The sequence below is a fragment of the Tabrizicola fusiformis genome (genome assembly GCF_013328815.1).
Lineage (GTDB): Bacteria > Pseudomonadota > Alphaproteobacteria > Rhodobacterales > Rhodobacteraceae > Fuscibacter.
The window spans coordinates 1-22393 of the sequence record NZ_JABUHN010000007.1 but is presented as its reverse complement, the minus strand read 5'-3'; the positions used below and the strand labels follow the sequence as shown (position 1 = coordinate 22393).

Here is a 22393-nt window from a genome sequence, read left to right as displayed (position 1 = left end):
GCCGAACCCACGGAACCCGGCGCGCCTCGATTCGAGATGCGCGCAGCTTTTGTGTTCTCGGGACAAAGACTGCGGGCGCCTCGCCCGGCAACAAGGTGGAAGTGGCATGGCCAAACGGTGGTATTCGGTGAGCGTCCTCTCGAACTTCGAGAAGAAGGTTGCCGAGCAGATCAGAACGGCGGTGGAAGAGGCCGGTCTCCAGGAGGAGATCGACGAGGTTCTGGTGCCGACCGAGGAAGTGATCGAAGTCCGCCGCGGCAAGAAGGTCACCTCCGAGCGCCGCTTCATGCCGGGCTATGTTCTGGTCCGCATGGAAATGACCAGCCGCGGCTATCACCTGATTTCCTCAATCAACCGCGTCACCGGCTTCCTTGGTCCGCAGGGCAAGCCGATGCCGATGCGCGATGCCGAGGTGAACACCATCCTGAACCGCGTCGAAGAAGGTCAGGAAGCGCCGCGCAACCTGATCCGCTTTGAAGTGGGCGAGAAGGTCAAGGTCACTGACGGCCCGTTCGAGGGCTTTGACGGCATGGTCGAAGACGTGGACGAGGGCCACAGCCGCCTGAAGGTCTCGGTCTCGATCTTCGGACGGGCGACCCCCGTCGAACTGGAATTCACTCAGGTCTCCAAAGGGCTCTGAGTGTATCGCGTGGGAGGTGCGCGCCCGGCAACGGGTGACAAGCCGGACCACTAAACCGCGCCAGATGGCGCTGTGACAAAGGAGAGGCCAGATGGCCAAGAAGATTATCGGCAGCCTCAAGCTGCAAGTCAAAGCGGGTCAAGCCAACCCGTCCCCGCCCGTCGGCCCGGCTCTGGGTCAGCGCGGCCTGAACATCATGGCCTTCGTGAAGGAATTCAACGCGAAGACCGCCGACATCGCGCCGGGCACCCCGACCCCCGTGATCATCACCTACTATCAGGACAAGTCGTTCAGCCTTGAGCTGAAGACGGCTCCGGCCTCGTTCCTGATCAAGCAGGCCGCCGGTCTGCCGCCGGTCGGCAAGCGCAACCGCGCCAAGGGTTCGGTCAAGCCGGGTCACACCGTTGCCGGCACGATCACCGTGGCACAGGTCCGCAAGATCGCCGAAACGAAGATGAAGGATCTGAACGCCAACACCGTGGAAGCTGCGATGCAGGTGATCCTGGGTTCGGCGAAGTCCTGCGGCATCGAAGTGAAGGGCTAAGATCATGGCGAAAGTTGCAAAGCGCGTCGCCAAGGCGCAAGAGCTGTTCGTGGGCAAGACCAACCTGTCGGTTGAAGATGCCGTGGCGCTGATCAAGAAGGCGGCTTCGGCCAAGTTCGACGAGACGCTGGAAATTGCGATGAACCTCGGCGTTGACCCGCGCCACGCCGACCAGATGGTCCGCGGTGTGGTCCAACTGCCGAACGGCACCGGCAAGACCGTGCGCGTCGCCGTCTTTGCCCGCAATGCCAAGGCTGACGAAGCCAAGGCCGCCGGTGCAGATATCGTCGGTGCGGAAGACCTGATGGAGCAGATCCAGCAGGGCAAGATCGACTTCGATCGCTGCATTGCCACCCCGGACATGATGCCGCTGGTCGGCCGTCTGGGTAAGATCCTCGGCCCGCGCAACCTGATGCCGAACCCCAAGGTCGGCACCGTGACGATGGACGTGGCCTCGGCCGTGACCAACGCCAAGGGCGGCGAAGTGCAGTTCAAGGTCGAAAAGGCCGGCGTGATCCATGCCGGTGTCGGCAAGGTCTCGTTCACTGACGAGAAGCTGGCGCAGAACATCCGCGCCTTCGTCGACGCCGTGTCGCGGGCCAAGCCCTCGGGGGCGAAGGGTGCCTATCTGCGCAAGGTCTCGCTCTCGTCCACCATGGGCCCGGGCGTGTCGGTTGATCTGGCTTCGGCCACTGCCTGATCGCGCGATGGGCAGATTGCCCATCCTACGGTTTGCGGCCGCCCTTCGGGGCGGCCGTTTGCGTTGCGGGGCGGGCGCGATGCCGCTAGCCTTGCCGCAATCGTCAGCCCGGACCCCCGCATGAGTGCCCCGCTTTCCCTTGTTGACCGTGGCCTGCCGCCCGGCGCCCGCCAGAGGCCGCAGGCCGGGGGCAAGATCGCGTTGATCTCCTGCCATTTCGGGCAGCATGAGCCATTCAACCCTGCCGCAGCCGCCACCACGCAAGACGGGGTGGAGGCGCTTGTCTTTACCGACCGCCCGGGACTGCCGCTGGCACCTGGCACCCGGGCCGTGCTGCTGCCATCCGATCCGATGGGGCCGGCGCTGCAATCGCGGTTGCCCAAGCTTTGTCCGCACCTGTTTCTCGAGGGCTTCGACTGGGTGATCTACATCGACAACAATGCCCGGCTGCTGCACTCGCCCGCGCGGATCGTCCACAAGATCGGCAAGGAATTCCCCGAGCGTCCGGCGGGCCGTTACTTCTTCCGCCATCGCCGCCGCGATTGTGCCTGGGACGAGGCGGATGAATGCCTGCGGCTGGGCTATATGACGCCGGCACAACACGATCATGTGATGGCCACTTTCACGCAGGCCGGTTTCCCGCGCCGGGCCGGGCTTTATGCCAATACCTGCCTTGTGCAACACATGGGCAGCCCCGCCACGGATGTGTTGAATGAGGCGTGGTTCCACAGCCTGACCAGCCACACGCGGCGCGATCAGGTGATGCTGCCGTTCCTGTTGTGGCAGGCTGCGCTGCCCCATCATGCGGTGAAGCCCAAGATCAAGGACTGGGCCGACTGGCCGGTCTTTTCCGAGGCGGAGCGCACGCGCTACCGGGCGGCTGCGGCGCGGCTGACGGCCTGAGGGCATCTGCCGCCGTTACCGTTAGGGCTTGGAAACCCCGCGCCAAAGGGCTAACAAGCCCGTTATGCCCCGCCCGCGTGATTCGTCGCGCAGGTTGGGCATGCTTTGTCCGAGACGGTGGGTGGCGCGCAAACGCCTTAATATCTCCTGCCTGAGATGGGGTTCGAGACGACTTTCTCCTGAGGCTCCTCGGGTGATCTGGCTCTCGGGACTACATCATGGACCCGACGTGGCGGGTACAGACCCCTCACGAAACATGAGCCGGGGGGAAACCCCCACACTTGGAGTGAAACTGTGGATAGAGCCCAGAAAGAGAAAGTGGTCGATGAACTCGGCCAGATCTTCGAAAGCTCTGGCGTCGTAGTGGTTGCCCACTACGCGGGTATGACGGTTGCACAGATGCAGGACCTGCGCGCGAAAATGCGCGAAGTTGGCGGGTCCGTTCGCGTTGCCAAGAACAAGCTCGCCAAGATCGCCCTTGAAGGGAAGCCCGGTTCTAAGATGGGTGACCTTCTCACGGGCATGACCGTGCTTGCCTTCTCGGAAGACCCTGTGGCTGCGGCCAAGGTCACCGAGGCCTATGCCAAGGGGAACGACAAGTTCGTGATCCTCGGCGGGACCATGGGCGGCGAGGTTCTGGACCAGGCCGGTGTGAAAACCGTGGCCTCCATGCCGTCGCGTGAAGAGCTTATCGCTCAGATCGTGTCGTGCATCGGTGCGCCCGCGTCGAACATCGCCGGGGCCATTGGCGCGCCTGCTGCGAACATCGCTGGCATCCTCAAGACCATCGAGGAGAAGGCTGCGGCCTGATCTTCGGACCCGCGTGGTTGAACCCACGCCGTTGGAACCCATCTTAACCTTACGGAATGAGCAAAATGGCTGATCTGAACAAACTCGCCGAAGACATCGTCGGTCTGACCCTGCTGCAAGCGCAGGAACTGAAGACCATCCTGAAGGACAAGTACGGCATCGAGCCCGCCGCTGGCGGCGCTGTGATGGTTGCTGCTGGTCCGGCCGCTGCGGCTGCTCCGGTTGAAGAGCAGACCGAATTCGACGTCGTCCTGACCGACGCCGGCGCCAACAAGATCAACGTGATCAAGGAAGTGCGCGCGATCACCGGTCTGGGCCTGAAAGAAGCCAAGGACCTGGTCGAAGCTGGTGGCAAGGTGAAGGAAGCCGTGTCCAAGGCCGACGCCGAGACCCTGAAGAAGAAGCTCGAAGAGGCTGGCGCCAAGGTCGAGCTGAAGTAATCGCGCTTGCGGGCCTGCCCGCAGCGATGATTTCAGGCTGGGGACGGAGCAATCCGTCTCCAGCCAATCGCGTCTTGGAAGGGGCTTTTGCGAAAGCCCGTCCCCAGGCGCGGTGTCAAGGTTCGGGAGCCGCCTGACGGGACAGGGGGCAGGTATGGAACCGACACCCCCTCTCTGCCCAGGCGGCGCGCCTCCGTGACCCGACGGAGCCGCGTTGGCGGAAAAGAAAGGTTACGACGAGCATGGCTCAAGCTTATGTTGGCCAGAAGCGGATTCGCCGGTATTTCGGCAAAATCCGTGAGGTTCTGGACCTGCCGAACCTGATCGAGGTTCAGAAATCCTCCTATGATCTCTTCCTGCGTTCGGGCGACAGCCCGAAGCCGCTGGACGGCGAGGGGATTCAGGGCACGTTCCAGTCGGTCTTCCCGATCAAGGACTTCAACGAAACTGCCGTGCTGGAGTTCGTGAAATACGAGCTGGAAAAGCCGAAGTATGACGTTGACGAATGCATGCAGCGCGACCTGACCTATGCGGCGCCCCTGAAGGTGACGCTGCGTCTGATCGTGTTCGATGTCGATGAAACCACCGGCGCCCGGTCGGTCAAGGACATCAAGGAACAGGACGTCTACATGGGCGACATGCCCCTGATGACGCAGAACGGCACCTTCATCGTGAACGGCACCGAGCGGGTGATCGTTTCGCAGATGCACCGTTCGCCCGGCGTGTTCTTTGACCATGACAAGGGCAAGACCCATTCCTCGGGCAAACTGCTGTTCGCCTGCCGCATCATCCCGTATCGCGGCTCGTGGCTGGACTTCGAGTTTGACGCCAAGGACATCGTGTTCGCCCGGATCGACCGCCGCCGCAAACTGCCGGTGACGACGCTGCTCTATGCGCTTGGCATGGATCAGGAAGGCATCATGGATGCCTATTACGAGACGATCACCTTCAAATATGTGAAGAACAAGGGCTGGATCACCAAGTTCTTCCCGAACCGCGTGTCCGGCACCCGTCCGTCCTATGATCTGGTCGATGCCGCCACCGGCGAAGTGATCCTGAAGGCCGGCGAAAAGGCCACGCCGCGCATGGTCAAGAAATGGCGCGACGAAGGCGCCGTCACCGAGCTTCTGGTGCCGTTCGATCATATCCTGGGCCGCTATGTTGCCAAGGACATCATCAACGAGGAAACCGGCGAGATCTGGGCCGAAGCCGGCGACGAGCTGACGATGGAGTATGACCGCGACGGCGAGCCGAAGGGCGGCACCGTCAAGCTCTTGCTCGATCAGGGCGAAACGGTGATCCCGGTTCTCGACATCGACAATGTGAACGTCGGTCCCTACATCCGCAACACCATGGCGGCAGACAAGAACATGGGCCGCGACACCGCGCTCATGGACATCTACCGCGTGATGCGCCCGGGTGAACCGCCGACCGTCGAAGCCGCGAGCCAGCTTTTCGACACGCTGTTCTTTGATAGCGAACGCTATGATCTCTCGGCTGTTGGCCGGGTGAAAATGAACATGCGTCTCGATCTGGGCAAGCCGGACACCCAGCGCACGCTGGACCGCGATGATATCGTGGCCTGCATCAAGGCGCTGACCGAACTGCGCGACGGCAAGGGCGAAATCGACGACATCGACCACCTCGGCAACCGCCGGGTGCGTTCGGTTGGCGAGTTGATGGAGAACCAGTATCGCGTCGGCCTGCTCCGCATGGAGCGCGCGATCAAAGAGCGTATGTCGTCGGTGGAAATCGACACGATCATGCCGCAAGACCTGATCAACGCCAAACCGGCCGCGGCGGCAGTGCGTGAATTCTTCGGCTCGTCGCAGTTGTCGCAGTTCATGGACCAAACCAACCCGCTGTCCGAAGTCACCCACAAGCGCCGTCTTTCGGCCCTTGGGCCGGGCGGTCTGACCCGTGAACGTGCGGGCTTTGAAGTCCGCGACGTTCACCCGACCCACTATGGCCGGATGTGCCCGATTGAAACGCCGGAAGGCCAGAACATCGGTCTGATCAACTCGCTGGCGACCTTCGCCCGCGTGAACAAGTATGGCTTCATCGAGACCCCGTATCGCAAGGTGATCGACGGCAAGGTGACCGATGACGTCATCTACATGTCGGCCACCGAAGAAATGCGCCACACGGTTGCGCAGGCCAACGCGGCACAAGACGGCGAAGGCCGGTTCCAGGATGACCTGATTTCCTCGCGGAAAGCGGGCGAATTCATGCTGAATCCGCCGGATGCCATCGACCTGATCGACGTGTCGCCGAAGCAGTTGGTTTCGGTTGCGGCCTCGCTGATCCCGTTCCTTGAAAATGACGACGCCAACCGCGCCCTCATGGGCTCGAACATGCAACGTCAGGCGGTTCCACTGCTGCAATCCGATGCCCCCTTCGTGGGCACCGGGATTGAAGCGGTCGTGGCGCGCGACTCGGGTGCGGCCATCATGGCCCGCCGCGCCGGCGTGATCGACCAGGTGGACGCACAGCGGATCGTTATCCGCGCGACGGAAATGCTGGAACCGGGTGAGCCGGGCGTGGACATCTACCGTCTGCGCAAGTTCAAACGGTCCAACCAGTCGTCCTGCATCAACCAGCGTCCGCTGGTGAAGGTGGGTGATACCGTGGCGCGTGGCGAAGTGGTGGCCGACGGCCCCTGCACCGATTTCGGCGAACTGGCCCTTGGCCGGAACGTGATCGTGGCCTTCATGCCGTGGAACGGCTACAACTATGAAGACTCGATCCTGATTTCGGAACGTATCCTCAAGGATGACGTGTTTACGTCCATCCACATCGAGGAATACGAAGTCGCCGCCCGCGATACCAAGCTGGGTCCGGAAGAAATCACCCGCGACATTCCGAACGTCGGTGAAGAGGCGCTGCGCAACCTCGACGAGGCGGGCATCGTTTACATCGGTGCCGAAGTGCAGCCGGGCGACATTCTGGTGGGCAAGATCACCCCCAAGGGTGAATCGCCGATGACGCCGGAAGAAAAGCTGCTGCGCGCCATCTTCGGTGAAAAGGCGTCGGACGTGCGGGACACCTCGCTGCGCCTGCCGCCGGGGGCCTATGGCACCATCGTCGAAGTGCGCGTCTTCAACCGCCATGGTGTGGACAAGGACGAACGCGCCCTGCAGATCGAGCGGGAAGAGGTCGAACGTCTGGCCCGTGACCGCGACGACGAATTGGCGATCCTTGAGCGCAACATCTACTCGCGCCTGAAAACGCTGATCATGGGCAAGGTTGCCGTCAAGGGTCCGAAGGGCGTCAAGTCCGGCTCGACCATCGACGACGAACTGCTGGGCACGCTGTCGCGCGGCCAGTGGTGGCAGCTTGCTCTTGGCGAAGAGGCCGAGGCGAAGGATGTCGAAGCCCTGCACGACCAGTTCGAGGCGCAGAAACGCGCGCTCGACCATCGCTTTGAAGACAAGGTGGAAAAGGTCCGTCGCGGCGACGATCTGCCTCCGGGCGTGATGAAGATGGTCAAGGTCTTTGTCGCGGTGAAGCGCAAGCTGCAACCGGGCGACAAGATGGCCGGTCGTCACGGCAACAAGGGTGTTATTTCCAAGGTTGTGCCCGTGGAAGACATGCCCTTCCTGGCCGATGGCACTGCCGTTGACCTCGTGCTGAACCCGCTGGGCGTGCCCAGCCGGATGAACGTCGGGCAGATCCTTGAAACCCACATGGGCTGGGCCGCGCGCGGTCTGGGCCTGCGGATCGACGAGGCGCTGAAAGAGTATCGCCGCTCGGGCGATATGACCCCGGTGCGCGAGGCGATGCGTCTGGCCTACGGCGACGAGACCTATGACGAAGCCTTTGCCGACCGCGATGAAGGCGAGTTCCTGGAGCTTGCCGGCAACGTCACCAAGGGCGTGCCGATTGCGACCCCGGTGTTCGACGGCGCCAAGGAACAGGACGTCAATGACGCCCTGACCCGGGCCGGCTTTGACACTTCGGGCCAGTCGGTGGTCTTTGATGGCCGCACTGGCGAGCAGTTCCAGCGCAAGGTGACGGTGGGCGTGAAATACATGCTCAAGCTGCACCACCTTGTCGATGACAAGCTGCACGCCCGTTCGACCGGGCCTTACTCGCTCGTCACGCAGCAGCCGCTGGGTGGTAAGGCGCAGTTCGGTGGTCAGCGTCTTGGGGAAATGGAAGTCTGGGCTCTGGAAGCCTACGGCGCCGCCTATACCCTGCAGGAAATGCTGACGGTCAAGTCGGACGACGTGGCCGGCCGGACCAAGGTCTACGAAAGCATCGTCAAGGGCGAGGACAACTTCGAAGCCGGCGTGCCGGAATCGTTCAACGTCCTTGTCAAGGAAGTGCGTGGCCTCGGCCTCAACATGGAACTCCTGGATGCGGAGGAAGAGTGATCGGGCCAACCGTCCGATGACCCTTCGTAGGATGGGCAATATTGCCCATCCTACCTCGCGCCCTCTTTCAAGGATTTGGAAATGAACCAGGAACTCAGCACCAACCCGTTCAACCCGGTTGCGCCCGTCAAGACCTTTGACGAGATCAAGATCTCTCTGGCTTCGCCCGAGCGGATCCTGTCGTGGTCGTTCGGCGAGATCAAGAAGCCGGAAACCATCAACTACCGCACGTTCAAGCCGGAACGTGACGGTCTGTTCTGCGCCCGTATCTTTGGCCCGATCAAGGATTACGAATGCCTCTGCGGCAAATACAAGCGCATGAAATATCGCGGCGTCGTCTGCGAAAAATGCGGTGTGGAAGTCACCCTGCAAAAGGTGCGGCGCGAGCGGATGGGCCATATCGAGCTGGCGGCACCCGTCGCCCATATCTGGTTCCTCAAGTCGCTGCCCTCGCGCATCGGCCTGATGCTGGACATGACGCTGCGGGATCTGGAACGCATCCTCTACTTTGAAAACTATGTGGTGATCGAGCCGGGTCTGACCGACCTGACCTATGGTCAGCTCATGACCGAAGAGGAATTCCTCGACGCGCAGGACCAGTATGGCGCCGATGCCTTCACCGCCAATATCGGCGCTGAGGCGATCCGCGAAATGCTGGCGGCGATTGATCTGGACGCGACTGCCGAGCAGCTGCGCGCAGACCTCAAGGAAGCGACCGGCGAACTGAAGCCGAAGAAGATCATCAAGCGGCTGAAGATCGTTGAATCCTTCCTCGAGTCGGGCAACCGGCCGGAATGGATGATCCTGACCGTCCTGCCGGTCATCCCGCCGGAACTGCGCCCGCTGGTCCCGCTGGACGGCGGCCGGTTTGCCACGTCCGACCTGAACGACCTGTATCGCCGGGTCATCAACCGCAACAACCGTCTGAAGCGGCTGATCGAGTTGCGTGCGCCCGACATCATCGTGCGCAACGAAAAGCGGATGCTGCAGGAAGCTGTCGATGCCCTGTTCGACAACGGCCGTCGTGGCCGCGTCATCACGGGCACCAACAAGCGCCCGCTGAAATCGCTGTCGGACATGCTGAAGGGCAAGCAGGGCCGCTTCCGTCAGAACCTTCTGGGCAAGCGGGTGGACTTCTCCGGTCGTTCGGTCATCGTGACCGGGCCGGAACTGAAGCTGCACCAGTGCGGTCTGCCGAAGAAGATGGCGCTCGAGCTGTTCAAGCCGTTCATCTATTCGCGGCTTGAGGCCAAGGGGCTTTCCAGCACCGTCAAGCAGGCGAAGAAGCTGGTCGAGAAGGAACGTCCCGAGGTCTGGGATATCCTTGACGAAGTGATCCGCGAACACCCGGTTCTTTTGAACCGCGCGCCGACGCTGCACCGTCTGGGCATTCAGGCGTTTGAGCCGATCCTGATCGAAGGCAAGGCGATCCAGCTTCACCCGCTGGTCTGCTCGGCCTTCAACGCCGACTTTGACGGTGACCAGATGGCTGTTCACGTCCCCCTCTCGCTGGAAGCCCAGCTTGAGGCGCGCGTGCTGATGATGTCCACCAACAACGTGCTGTCGCCCGCCAACGGTGCGCCGATCATCGTGCCGTCGCAGGACATGGTGTTGGGTCTTTACTACGTCACCATGGAACGCAAGGGCATGGTCGGCGAAGGCAAGATCTTCCGCGACATCGAGGAAGTCGAACACGCGCTGGCCGCCGGTGCGGTGCATCTGCATGCCAAGATTCAGGCCCGCCTGCGTCAGGTCGATGACGAGGGCAACATCGTTTGGAAGCGGTTTGAGACCACCCCCGGCCGTCTGCGTCTGGGCAATCTCCTGCCGCTGAATGCCAAGGCGCCGTTCGAACTGGTGAACCGCCTGCTGCGGAAGAAAGACGTGCAGACCGTCATCGACACCGTCTACCGCTACTGCGGTCAGAAAGAATCGGTGATCTTCTGTGACCAGATCATGGGTCTGGGCTTCCGCGAGGCGTTCCGTGCCGGGATTTCTTTCGGCAAGGACGACATGCTGATCCCCGACACCAAGTGGACCATCGTTAACGAAGTCCGCGATCAGGTGAAGGAATTCGAACAGCAGTATATGGACGGCCTGATCACTCAGGGCGAGAAGTATAACAAGGTTGTCGATGCCTGGTCGAAATGCTCGGACAAGGTCGCGGGCGAGATGATGGCCGAAATCTCGGCCGTGCGTTATGACGACGCCGGCGCCGAGAAAGAGCCGAACTCGGTCTATATGATGTCCCACTCCGGGGCCCGGGGTTCGCCTGCACAGATGAAGCAGCTTGGCGGGATGCGCGGCCTGATGGCCAAGCCCTCGGGCGAGATCATCGAAACGCCGATCATCTCGAACTTCAAGGAAGGTCTGACCGTTCTTGAATACTTCAACTCGACCCACGGCGCCCGGAAGGGCCTCGCGGATACCGCGCTGAAGACGGCGAACTCGGGCTATCTGACCCGTCGTCTGGTGGACGTGGCGCAGGACTGCATCGTGCGTTCGCATGATTGCGGCACCGAGCGGGCGATCACCGCCGAAGCCGCCGTCAATGACGGCGAAGTGGTGCAGACCCTGGCCGAGCGTGTGCTGGGCCGGGTGGCGGCGGATGACATCATCGCACCGGCAACCGGGGAAATCCTGGTGGCCAAGGGCGAGCTGATCGACGAGCGCAAGGCCGACGCGATCCACGTCGCGGCGGTGCAATCGACCCGCATCCGCAGCCCGCTGACCTGCGAGGCCGAGGAAGGCGTCTGCGCCATGTGCTATGGCCGTGACCTTGCCCGCGGCACGCTGGTCAACAGCGGTGAAGCGGTCGGCATCATCGCCGCCCAATCCATCGGCGAGCCCGGCACCCAGCTGACGATGCGGACCTTCCACATCGGCGGTATCGCGCAGGGTGGCCAGCAGTCTTTCCTCGAAGCCAGCCAGGAGGGCAAGATCGAGTTCCGCAACGCGAACCTGCTGTCCAACGTCAATGGCGAGCAGATCGTGGTGGGCCGCAACATGTCCATCGCCATCGTCGATGAGGCCGGGAGCGAACGGGCTGTCCACAAGCTGACCTATGGTGCGAAGATTCACGCCAAGGAAGGCCAGATGGTCAAGCGCGGCACCAAGCTGTTCGAATGGGACCCCTATACCCTGCCGATCATCGCCGAAAAGGCGGGGGTTGCCCGGTTCAAGGATCTCATCTCGGGTATCTCGGTGCGCGACGACACCGACGAAGCAACCGGCATGACGCAGAAGATCGTGTCCGACTGGCGTTCGGCGCCGAAGGGCGGCGATCTGAAGCCGGAGGTCATCGTGATGGACCCGGCGACCGGCGACCCCGTGCGCAACGATGCGGGCAATCCGATCAGCTATCCGATGTCGGTGGACGCCATTCTGTCGGTCGAAGACGGTCAGGAACTGCGGCCCGGCGACGTTGTGGCGCGTATTCCGCGCGAAGGTGCCAAGACCAAGGACATCACCGGGGGTCTTCCCCGCGTGGCGGAACTGTTCGAAGCCCGTCGCCCGAAGGATCACGCGATCATCGCCGAAAACGACGGCTATGTGCGCTTCGGCAAGGACTACAAGAACAAGCGCCGCATCACCATCGAGGCCGTCGATGAGACGATCCAGCCGATGGAATACATGATCCCCAAGGGCAAGCACATTCCGGTTCAGGAAGGTGATTTCGTCCAGAAGGGCGACTACATCATGGATGGCAACCCGGCTCCGCACGACATCCTGCGGATCATGGGGATCGAGGCGCTTGCCAACTACATGATCGACGAAGTGCAGGACGTTTACCGGCTGCAAGGCGTGAAGATCAACGACAAGCACATCGAGGTGATTGTTCGCCAGATGCTGCAAAAGCTGGAAATCCTCGACAGCGGGGACACCACGCTTTTGAAGGGCGAGCAGGTCGAGAAGATCGAACTGGACGAAGAGAATGCCAAGGCCCGCAACCGCGGCCTGCGCGAGGCCAAGGCCGAGCCGGTGCTGTTGGGGATCACCAAGGCGTCGCTGCAGACCCGCAGCTTCATCTCGGCGGCCTCGTTCCAGGAAACCACGCGGGTTCTCACCGAGGCTTCGGTGCAGGGCAAGCGCGACAAGCTGGTCGGTCTGAAAGAGAACGTCATCGTCGGCCGTCTGATCCCGGCAGGCACCGGCGGGGCAACCAGCCGCGTCAAGAAGATTGCCACCGACCGCGATCAGGTGGTGATCGACGCCCGCCGCAGCGAGGCCGAACAGGCCGCCGCTCTGGCTGCGCCGATGGACGATGTGGTGGACTTCGGGCTGGATGCCGGTCTGGTGGACACCGTGGAAAGCCGCGGCGAGTAATCGCTGCGACAGGGTCAGGGGGCCGCGTGGGAAACCACGCGGCCCTTTGTCATTGCCGCGCTGCGGCGGAAGCGGGGTCTTCCGCCTGCCGGGCGGCGCGGTTAAGTCTGGACGGGCGCAAGGCACGGAGCCGCAATGACCCTTTCCGACAATGCCCGCGGCATCCTGTTGATGTGCGGCTCGATGCTGGCCTTTACGGTCAACGACAGCTTCATGAAGGCCGCGACCAAGACCGTGCCGCTGTTTCAGGCCATCACCCTGCGCGGGCTGGTGGCAACGGTTGCGCTTCTTTTCATCGCGCGGATGACGACGGGGGGATTCAATCTGTTTCCCGCCGGGCGCGACCGCCGGGTGATCGCGCTGCGCTCGGTCGCCGAGGTGGTGGCGACGGCGCTGTTCCTGACGGCGCTGATGCATATGCCGCTGGCCAATCTTTCGGCCATCCTGCAGGCGCTGCCGCTGGCGGTGACGCTGGGTGCTGCGCTCTGGCTGAAAGAGCCGATCGGCTGGCGGCGGATGTCGGCCATCGGTGTGGGCTTTGCAGGTGTCCTGCTGATTGTGCGTCCGGGGACCGAGGGGTTTGACCACTGGTCTCTGATGGGGCTGGCTTCGGTGGCCTGTGTGGTGGTGCGCGATCTTTCGACGCGCACCCTGTCGCGCGCCACGCCTTCGGCGGCGGTGGCGGTCTGGGCTTCGGTCGCGGTGACCGGCATGGGGCTGGCGGGGGTGCTGGTGCAGGGCTGGCAGCCCCTGTCGCTGCGCGAGGCGGCAACAATCGGCTGTGCCTCGCTGGCGCTGGTGGTGGGCTATCTCATGGCGGTGATGGTGATGCGGGTGGGCGATATCGGCGTCGTGGCGCCGTTCCGCTATACCTCGCTCCTCTGGGCCATCGTGCTGGGCTGGGCGCTGTTCGGCACCTTGCCGGACGGGCTGACCCTGATCGGCGCGGCGGTCGTGGTGGCAACAGGGCTTTATACCCTTACGCGGGAACGGGCGCGGCGGCGCGCGGCCGCTGCTGCGGCCGGGTGAACAATTGCACGGCGGCGGTCTTGGCCCTATAGAGACCGGCGCGGCTTTCGCGCAAGGCGCCCCCATGATCCAGCTTTCCGTCGTCATCCCCTGCAAGAACGAGGCCGAGAACATCGTCGCGCTGGTCGAGGGGATCGACCGGGCGCTGACCGATGTCGGCGCGTTCGAGATCATCGTTGTCGATGACGGGTCCACCGACAGCACGGCGGCGGTGCTGCGGGCGCGGGCGCAAACCATGCCGCATTTGCGGCTGATCCGGCACGACCGTTCCGGCGGGCAATCGGCGGCGGTGCATTCCGGCGTGCGCGCGGCGCAGGCGCCACTGGTCTGCACGCTGGACGGTGACGGCCAGAATCCGCCCGAGGAACTGCCCGGGCTGGTGGCGCCGCTCATGGCCGATGCATCGGGGCGGATCGGGCTGGTGGCGGGGCAGCGTGTCGGGCGGCAGGATACATGGTCCAAGAAGCTGGCGTCACGCGCGGCCAACCGGCTGCGGGCCTGGGTGCTGGATGACCACACCCGCGACACCGGCTGCGGGCTCAAGGCGTTCCGGCGCGAGGGGTTTCTGGCGCTGCCCTATTTCGATCACATGCACCGCTATCTTCCTGCGCTGTTTGCCCGCGATGGCTGGCAGATCGCCCATGTCGATGTCAGCCACCGGCCACGCGGGGCAGGGCGCTCGAACTATTCCAACCTGCAACGGGCTGCGGTGGGGGCGGTGGACCTGCTGGGCGTGGCCTGGCTGATCCGGCGGCGCAAAAAGGCGCAGCCGCTGGCGGAGGAATAGATGCACTGGCTTCTGGTCACTTTCGGCGCCGAAACCCCCGGCGAGGCGGCCTGGCTGATCTTCGGTCTGGCCGGGCAACTGATGTTCACCGCGCGTTTCGTGGTGCAATGGCTCGCGTCCGAACGGGCGGGAAATTCGGTTGTGCCGGTGGCCTTCTGGTATTTCTCGATCATCGGCGGGCTGATCGTGCTGATCTACGGCATCAAGAAGCTTGAGCCGGTGATCATCCTGGGCCAATTGCCCGGCGTGGTGATCTATTCGCGCAATCTGTGGCTGATCCATCGCAATCGTGCCCGGGAAGCCGACCCCGGCGCGGCGCCTTGACATCACAGGGCGAACCCCTTATCCCCCCGATCACTTCCATGGCAGAGATTCTCTGCCGTGGGGGTCAGAATGCTTGATGTGGTCAAGATCCGGGCCTGAACGACCCCGATCCTCTGGAATTCCACCGCGTCGTCTCGGGTCATCCGGGCAGATGCGGTGTTGTGTTTTGCGATTCGCGCAAGGCACACGTCGAGAAGCAGCGTGCCGGGGTCCGGTGCGAGTATTGACAGAGCAACACGGGGAACGTGAATGCCGACTATTCAACAGCTGATCCGCAAACCGCGGGAAGCGAACGTGCGGAAGTCCAAGTCGCAGCACTTGGAATCCTGCCCGCAAAAGCGTGGGGTTTGCACCCGCGTCTACACCACCACTCCGAAAAAGCCGAACTCCGCTATGCGGAAGGTTGCCAAGGTGCGCCTGACCAACGGTTTCGAAGTGATCTCCTACATTCCCGGCGAAAAGCACAACCTTCAGGAACACTCGGTGGTTCTGATCCGCGGCGGCCGCGTGAAAGACCTTCCGGGTGTGCGTTACCACATCCTGCGCGGTGTTCTGGATACCCAGGGCGTCAAAGATCGTCGTCAGCGTCGTTCGAAATACGGCGCCAAGCGTCCGAAGTGATCCAGGAGAGGTAGCGGAACATGTCCCGTCGTCACGCCGCAGAGAAGCGCGAAATTCTCCCGGACGCCAAATATGGCGACCGCGTTATCACCAAATTCATGAACAACCTGATGCTCGACGGCAAGAAATCCGTCGCCGAGTCCATCGTCTATGGCGCGCTTGAGCGCGTTCAGGCCCGCCTGAAGCGCGAGCCGGTCCAAGCCTTTCACGAGGCGCTGGACAATGTGAAGCCGTCGCTTGAAGTGCGTTCGCGCCGCGTCGGCGGTGCGACCTATCAGGTTCCGGTCGAAGTCCGCTCCGAGCGCCGCGAGGCGCTGGCGATCCGCTGGCTGATCATCGCTGCCCGCAAGCGCAACGAAAACACCATGGAAGAGCGTCTGGCCGCCGAATTGTCGGATGCCGTCAACAACCGTGGTACGGCTGTCAAGAAACGCGAAGATACCCACAAGATGGCGGATGCGAACAAAGCATTCAGCCACTACCGTTGGTAAGAGGGCATCATGGCACGCGACTATCCGCTCGACCGCTATCGTAACTTCGGCATCATTGCGCACATTGATGCCGGCAAGACCACGACCTCCGAGCGCATCCTTTACTACACCGGCAAGTCCCACAAGATCGGCGAAGTCCATGACGGCGCCGCCACGATGGACTGGATGGAGCAAGAACAAGAGCGCGGCATCACCATCACTTCGGCTGCCACGACCACGTTCTGGAACCGTCAGATCGATTCCGGCGCGGACACTTCGGACAAGTCCAAGAAGTTCCGTTTCAACATCATCGACACCCCCGGCCACGTTGACTTCACCATTGAAGTCGAGCGTTCGCTGGCCGTTCTCGATGGCGCTGTCGTTCTTCTGGACGGCAACGCAGGTGTGGAACCGCAGACCGAAACCGTGTGGCGTCAGGCTGACCGCTACAAGGTTCCGCGGATCGTGTTCGTCAACAAGATGGACAAGACCGGCGCCGACTTCTTCAAATGCGTGAAGATGATCAAGGACCGGACTGGCGCCAACGCCATGCCGATCGTCCTGCCGATCGGCGCCGAGGACAAGCTGGAAGGCATCATCGACCTCGTGACCATGGAAGAATGGGTCTATGAGGGCGAAGATCTGGGCGCTTCGTGGAAGCGTCAGCCGATCCGCGCCGATCTGAAGGATGCCGCCGACGAATGGCGCCTGAACCTGATCGAAACCGCCGTGGGTCAGGACGATGACGCCATGGAAGCCTATCTCGAAGGCAACGAGCCGGACGCCGAAACCCTGCGCGCCCTGATCCGCAAGGGCACGCTGGCGATCGACTTCGTTCCGGTGATGGCTGGTTCTTCGTTCAAGAACAAGGGCGTGCAGCCCCTTCTGAACGCCGTGATCGACTATCTGCCTTCGCCGCTGGACGTGCCGCCCTACATGGGCTTTGCGCCGGGCGACGAGACGGAAACCCGCAACATCGCCCGTTCGGCCGATGATGCCCAGCCCTTCTCGGGTCTGGCGTTCAAGATCATGAACGACCCCTTCGTCGGCTCCTTGACCTTCACCCGGATCTATTCGGGCAAGCTGGCCAAGGGCGATGCGATGATGAACGCGACTAAGCAGCGCCGCGAGCGCGTTGGCCGCATGATGATGATGCACGCCATCGAGCGTGAGGAAATCACCGAAGCCTTCGCCGGCGACATCATCGCGCTCGGCGGCCTCAAGGAAACCACCACCGGGGACACGCTCTGTGATCCGGCGGCGCCCGTCGTTCTCGAAACCATGACCTTCCCGGTCCCGGTTATCGAAATCGCGGTGGAACCGAAGACCAAGGCCGACCAGGAAAAGATGGGCATTGCGCTTGCCCGTCTGGCTGCCGAAGACCCGTCCTTCCGCGTGGAGACCGACCTCGAAAGCGGTCAGACCATCATGAAGGGCATGGGCGAACTTCACCTCGACATCCTCGTGGACCGTATGCGCCGCGAGTTCAAGGTCGAGGCGAATATCGGTGCGCCGCAGGTGGCCTACCGCGAAACCATCTCGCGCGAGCATGAGATCGACTACACGCACAAGAAACAGACCGGGGGCACCGGCCAGTTTGCGCGCGTGAAGCTGGTCATCTCGCCGACGGAACCGGGCGAAGGCTATTCGTTCGAATCCAAGATCGTGGGCGGTGCGGTGCCGAAGGAATATATCCCCGGCGTCGAAAAGGGCATCAAGTCGGTCATGGACTCGGGTCCGCTTGCAGGCTTCCCGGTGATCGACTTCAAGGTGCAACTGATCGACGGCGCCTTCCACGATGTTGACTCCTCGGTTCTGGCCTTCGAAATCGCCTCGCGCGCCGCAATGCGCGACGGTCTGAAGAAGGCTGGTGCCAAGCTTCTGGAACCGATCATGAAAGTCGAAGTCGTCACCCCGGAAGAATACACCGGCGGCGTCATCGGCGACCTGACCTCGCGTCGGGGCATGATCAACGGGCAGGACAGCCGCGGCAACGCGAACGTCATCGCCGCGATGGTTCCGCTGGCGAACATGTTCGGCTACATCAACCAACTGCGCTCGATGACCTCGGGCCGGGCTGTGTTCTCGATGGAATTCGACCATTACGACGCTGTGCCGGAAAACATCAGCCAGGAAATCCAGAAGAAATACGCATAAGCGGGATGGGCGGATCGCCCATCCTACCATCCCGTAGGATGGGCAATTTGCCCATCCGCCTACCGAAATAGGAGGCCATCATGGCAAAGGCAAAGTTTGAACGGACGAAACCGCACGTCAACATTGGCACGATTGGCCACGTTGACCATGGGAAGACGACGCTGACGGCAGCGATCACCAAGTATTTTGGTGAATTCCGCGCCTATGACCAGATCGACGGTGCGCCGGAAGAGCGGGCTCGTGGGATCACGATTTCGACGGCGCACGTTGAGTATGAGACGGAGAACCGTCACTACGCGCACGTCGATTGCCCCGGCCACGCCGACTATGTGAAGAACATGATCACGGGTGCGGCGCAGATGGACGGCGCGATCCTGGTTTGCGCGGCTTCGGACGGCCCGATGCCGCAGACCCGCGAGCATATCCTGCTTGGCCGTCAGGTGGGCATTCCCTACATGGTCTGCTACATGAACAAGGTTGACCTTGTTGATGACGAAGAGCTGATCGAGCTGGTGGAAATGGAACTGCGCGAGCTGTTCTCGTCCTACGAATACCCCGGCGACGACATTCCGATCATCAAGGGCTCGGCCCACCAGGCGATGATCGGCGAGCGCAAGGACATCGGTGAAGATTCGATCCGCGCCCTGCTGGCTGCGGTCGATTCGTATATCCCGACCCCGGCGCGTGCGGTTGACCAGCCGTTCCTGATGCCGATCGAAGACGTGTTCTCGATCTCGGGCCGCGGCACGGTTGTGACCGGCCGGATCGAGCGTGGCGTGATCAACGTCGGCGACGAAGTTGAAATCGTCGGCATCCGTGACACCAAGAAGTCGGTCTGCACCGGCGTCGAGATGTTCCGCAAGCTCTTGGATCGTGGTGAAGCTGGCGACAACGTCGGCGTGCTGCTGCGCGGCATCGACCGTGACGGCGTTGAGCGCGGCCAGGTGCTGTGCAAGCCGAAGTCGGTGAACCCGCACACCAAGTTCGAAGCCGAAGCCTATATCCTGACGAAGGAAGAAGGCGGCCGTCACACGCCGTTCTTTGCGAACTACCGTCCGCAATTCTACTTCCGCACGACGGACGTGACGGGCACCGTGCAACTGCCGGAAGGCACTGAAATGGTGATGCCGGGCGACAACCTGAAGTTCAACGTCGAACTGATCGCGCCGATCGCCATGGAAGAAAAACTGCGCTTCGCCATCCGCGAAGGCGGCCGCACCGTCGGCGCCGGCGTGGTCTCGAAGATCATCGCATAAGCGAATGAACCAACAGGCTGGGCAAATTGCCCAGCCTACCCTTGAAACACAGTGAACCTATGGGGCGGGCCTGTTGCCCGCCCTACGTTCAGAAGGAAAAACAGATGCAAGGTCAAACCATCCGCATTCGGTTGAAAGCCTTCGATTACCGGGTGCTGGACGCCAGCACCGCGGAAATCGTCAGCACGGCAAAGCGCACCGGCGCCACCGTGCGCGGCCCGATTCCGCTGCCGAACAAGATCGAGAAATTCACCGTTCTGCGTGGTCCGCACATCGACAAGAAGTCGCGCGACCAGTGGGAAATCCGGACGCACAAGCGTCTTCTCGACATCGTTGATCCGACCCCCCAGACCGTGGACGCGCTGATGAAGCTCGACCTCGCCGCTGGCGTGGATGTCGAGATCAAAGTGTAAGGGGACAGAGAGATGCGTTCAGGCGTTATCGCAAAGAAGCTGGGCATGACCCGGCTGTTCCTCGAAAACGGCACCCAGGTTCCGGTGACCGTTCTCCAACTCGACAATCTGCAAGTGGTCGCGCAGCGCACTGCTGACAAGGACGGCTATACTGCCGTCCAGCTCGGCGCGGGCAATGCCAAGGCCAAGCGGACCACCGCAGCCCAGCGTGGCCACTTCGCCAAGGCGAATGTGGCGCCCAAGCGCAAGATCGCGGAATTCCGCGTGACGCCGGATTGCCTGATCGAAGTGGGCGCGGAAATCACCGCCGACCACTATCTGGCGGGTCAGTTCGTTGACATCGCCGGCACCTCGATCGGTAAGGGCTTTGCCGGTGCGATGAAGCGGCACAACTTCGGCGGTCTGCGGGCTTCGCACGGTGTGTCGGTTTCGCACCGCTCGCACGGTTCGACCGGCCAGTGCCAGGATCCGGGCAAGGTGTTCAAGGGCAAGAAGATGGCTGGCCATCTTGGCGCCGTGCGCACCACCACGCAGAACCTGCAAATCGTGCGCACCGACGCCGACCGCGGCCTGATCATGGTGAAGGGCGCTGTGCCCGGCTCCAAGGGTGGCTGGGTTACCGTCAAGGACGCCGTGAAGAAACCGGCCCATGCCGACGCGCCGAAACCGGCCGCCGTGCGTGCCGCCGCTCCGGTTGCCGATGTGGCGACCGCTGGGGGTGAAGCATGAAACTTGATGTGATCTCGCTGGATGGGGCCGCTGCCGGTTCCATCGATCTGGACGAAGCGCTGTTCGGTCTCGACCCGCGCGCCGACATCCTGCACCGTGTGGTGCGCTGGCAGCGGGCCAAGGCACAGGCCGGCACCCATTCGGTGCTGACCCGTGGCGAAGTGTCCTACTCGACCAAGAAGATCTATCGCCAGAAAGGCACCGGCGGCGCACGCCACGGTTCCAAGAAGGCCCCGATCTTCCGTCACGGTGGTGTTGTGAAGGGCCCGACCCCGCGCAGCCACGCCCATGACCTGCCGAAGAAGTTCCGCGCGCTTGGCCTTCGCCATGCGCTGTCGGCCAAGGCCAAAGCCGGTGAACTGGTGATCGTTGACAGCCTTGCGCTGAACGAAGCCAAGACCGCCACTCTGGCCAAGACCGCCAAGGAACGTGGCTGGAAGCGCGTCCTGATCATCGACGGTGCTGTGGTTGACGCGAATTTCGCGCTGGCCGCCCGCAACCTCGAAGGGGTGGATGTGCTGCCGACCATCGGCGCCAACGTCTATGACATCCTCAAGCGTGACACTCTGGTGATCACGAAGGCCGGTGTCGAAGCCCTGGAGGCTCGTCTGAAATGAGCGCGAAACCCGAACACTACGACCTGATCAAGAAGCCGGTCATCACGGAAAAGGCCACCATGGCCTCGGAAGCTGGTGCGGTTGTCTTCCAGGTGGCGATGGACGCGACCAAGCCGATGATCAAGGAAGCCGTCGAGGCGGTCTTTGGCGTCAAGGTGAAGGCGGTGAACACCACCATCACCAAAGGCAAGGTCAAGAAGTTCCGCGGCCGCAACGGCGAGCGGAGCGACAAGAAGAAGGCCTATGTGACGCTCGAAGCGGGTAACACCATCGACGTGTCGACCGGTCTTTGACGGCGAGTCGGGGTAAACCCCGACCTACGAAATGAAAGCCCCTGCCGGAAGGCGGGGGCTTTTTTCTTTGGTAGGAGAGTGGCACTCTCGCACTGAGTGTCCTTTAAGGTGCCGTCTTCCATGACTGTAAGCGTTATCACGCAAAAAATGATCTGGGGCCTCTTTGCCGCCCGATGTGCAATTTGTCGTAAAAAGTTAGCTTGGGAATCTAAGCCTGGTGGGCGCTCTCTGATTGGTGAAATCGCTCACATCGTTGGCGCAAAGCTCAGTGCTTCACGAGGTCGCGCGCATATTGCTGGTGACAGGAATGATCCCGAGAACTTACTGCTTCTTTGCCGCGACCATCACAAGATTGTGGACGACAATGAAGAAGAGTACACTGTGGAACGTCTGCGGCAGATACGCTCTGATTTTCTTTCGTGGCTAGAGGGCCAATTGACGCCAGCTCAACGTTGGTCCGCAGGAGTGATAAGTCAGTACACCTACCTCAACGTGCCTCGTCTGGACGAATTCGCAGTGATGCGTGGATATCAGATACGCCATGTGCGCATGGAGCCAGCAACCCACCTGTCGGAACTTGGCTTCGGTCTTAATCGGTTAATGAGCCAATACCACAAGGTTCTCGACAATCTGCCAATGGAGGCGCACCCTGCCGAAAAGATCGAATTTGCCCATGATGGATATGTAGGCCGGATAGTATCGTTTGATCGCCTTCGTTTCAGAAATAGGAATGTGCCGCTTTACCGACCAGAGGGGCAGGTCACCCCGTTCACTGGGGATTTGGACCTCGATCCCCATATCTACCATGCGTTTGCAGATTGGCGCTTAGTTATCAATATCAACCCAAAGTGGATTACGACGAGTACGGCTTACACCCTAGGGTCAGGACTCACAACCAATAGATGACAGTCGCGGCGAGGGCGCAGGCGGAGAGGAAGAGGATCGGGCAGCGGTCGTA

The 22393-nt window shown here is 62.0% G+C and carries 20 protein-coding genes; all 20 read left to right on the top strand.

Annotated elements, in window-relative coordinates; translation table 11 throughout:
• Positions 1–106 precede the first annotated feature (106 nt).
• The 20 genes from nusG to HS053_RS12015 all read left to right on the top strand — a co-directional run bounded on the left by nusG (position 107) and on the right by HS053_RS12015 (position 22341).
• Positions 107–640, top strand: coding sequence for a transcription termination/antitermination protein NusG (gene nusG, locus HS053_RS12110; protein WP_174211516.1), 534 nt, complete (start codon positions 107–109; stop codon positions 638–640).
• 91 nt (positions 641–731) lie between these two features.
• Entirely contained in the window at positions 732–1184 is a 453-nt protein-coding gene (gene rplK, locus HS053_RS12105) for a 50S ribosomal protein L11 (RefSeq protein WP_174211515.1), read from the top strand.
• A gap of 4 nt (positions 1185–1188) precedes the next feature.
• On the top strand, positions 1189–1884 hold the full coding sequence (gene rplA, locus HS053_RS12100; protein WP_174211514.1) for a 50S ribosomal protein L1: 696 nt from the start codon (positions 1189–1191) through the stop codon (positions 1882–1884).
• 120 nt (positions 1885–2004) lie between these two features.
• Positions 2005–2787, top strand: coding sequence for a glycosyltransferase domain-containing protein (locus HS053_RS12095; RefSeq protein ID WP_174211513.1), 783 nt, complete (start codon positions 2005–2007; stop codon positions 2785–2787).
• A gap of 294 nt (positions 2788–3081) precedes the next feature.
• Positions 3082–3597 carry a 50S ribosomal protein L10 gene (gene rplJ / locus HS053_RS12090; protein WP_174211512.1) on the top strand — a complete coding sequence of 172 codons (516 nt, stop codon included), beginning with the start codon at positions 3082–3084 and terminating at the stop codon, positions 3595–3597.
• A 65-nt stretch (positions 3598–3662) separates the two neighbouring features.
• On the top strand, positions 3663–4037 hold the full coding sequence (gene rplL, locus HS053_RS12085; RefSeq protein ID WP_174211511.1) for a 50S ribosomal protein L7/L12: 375 nt from the start codon (positions 3663–3665) through the stop codon (positions 4035–4037).
• Positions 4038–4279: 242 nt separating this feature from the next.
• On the top strand, positions 4280–8413 hold the full coding sequence (gene rpoB, locus HS053_RS12080; RefSeq protein ID WP_174211510.1) for a DNA-directed RNA polymerase subunit beta: 4134 nt from the start codon (positions 4280–4282) through the stop codon (positions 8411–8413).
• A gap of 81 nt (positions 8414–8494) precedes the next feature.
• Positions 8495–12739, top strand: coding sequence for a DNA-directed RNA polymerase subunit beta' (gene rpoC / locus HS053_RS12075; protein WP_174211509.1), 4245 nt, complete (start codon positions 8495–8497; stop codon positions 12737–12739).
• Between the two features lie 135 nt (positions 12740–12874).
• On the top strand, positions 12875–13768 hold the full coding sequence (locus HS053_RS12070) for a DMT family transporter (protein ID WP_174211508.1): 894 nt from the start codon (positions 12875–12877) through the stop codon (positions 13766–13768).
• A 64-nt stretch (positions 13769–13832) separates the two neighbouring features.
• Positions 13833–14555, top strand: a complete 723-nt coding sequence (locus tag HS053_RS12065) for a glycosyltransferase family 2 protein (RefSeq protein ID WP_174211507.1) — start codon at positions 13833–13835, stop codon at positions 14553–14555.
• Positions 14556–14879, top strand: a complete 324-nt coding sequence (locus HS053_RS12060; protein WP_174211506.1) for a lipid-A-disaccharide synthase N-terminal domain-containing protein — start codon at positions 14556–14558, stop codon at positions 14877–14879. It begins immediately after the preceding gene.
• A 249-nt stretch (positions 14880–15128) separates the two neighbouring features.
• Positions 15129–15500 carry a 30S ribosomal protein S12 gene (gene rpsL, locus HS053_RS12055; protein ID WP_165014620.1) on the top strand — a complete coding sequence of 124 codons (372 nt, stop codon included), beginning with the start codon at positions 15129–15131 and terminating at the stop codon, positions 15498–15500.
• Positions 15501–15520: 20 nt separating this feature from the next.
• Entirely contained in the window at positions 15521–15991 is a 471-nt protein-coding gene (rpsG, locus tag HS053_RS12050; protein WP_174211505.1) for a 30S ribosomal protein S7, read from the top strand.
• 9 nt (positions 15992–16000) lie between these two features.
• Entirely contained in the window at positions 16001–18127 is a 2127-nt protein-coding gene (fusA, locus tag HS053_RS12045) for an elongation factor G (RefSeq protein WP_174211504.1), read from the top strand.
• Between the two features lie 80 nt (positions 18128–18207).
• Positions 18208–19383, top strand: a complete 1176-nt coding sequence (gene tuf, locus HS053_RS12040; RefSeq protein WP_174211503.1) for an elongation factor Tu — start codon at positions 18208–18210, stop codon at positions 19381–19383.
• Positions 19384–19487: 104 nt separating this feature from the next.
• Positions 19488–19796, top strand: coding sequence for a 30S ribosomal protein S10 (rpsJ, locus tag HS053_RS12035; RefSeq protein WP_054006329.1), 309 nt, complete (start codon positions 19488–19490; stop codon positions 19794–19796).
• A gap of 12 nt (positions 19797–19808) precedes the next feature.
• A complete protein-coding gene (gene rplC / locus HS053_RS12030; RefSeq protein ID WP_174211502.1) occupies positions 19809–20525 on the top strand; it encodes a 50S ribosomal protein L3 in 717 nt (238 codons plus the stop codon).
• Positions 20522–21142: a 50S ribosomal protein L4 gene (gene rplD, locus HS053_RS12025; protein ID WP_174211501.1), complete on the top strand. Its 621-nt coding sequence runs from the start codon at positions 20522–20524 to the stop codon at positions 21140–21142. Before rplC ends, rplD begins: the two co-directional genes overlap by 4 nt.
• Entirely contained in the window at positions 21139–21435 is a 297-nt protein-coding gene (locus HS053_RS12020) for a 50S ribosomal protein L23 (protein WP_174211500.1), read from the top strand. Before rplD ends, HS053_RS12020 begins: the two co-directional genes overlap by 4 nt.
• A 120-nt stretch (positions 21436–21555) precedes the next feature.
• Entirely contained in the window at positions 21556–22341 is a 786-nt protein-coding gene (locus HS053_RS12015; protein ID WP_174211499.1) for an HNH endonuclease, read from the top strand.
• Positions 22342–22393: the final 52 nt, after the last annotated feature.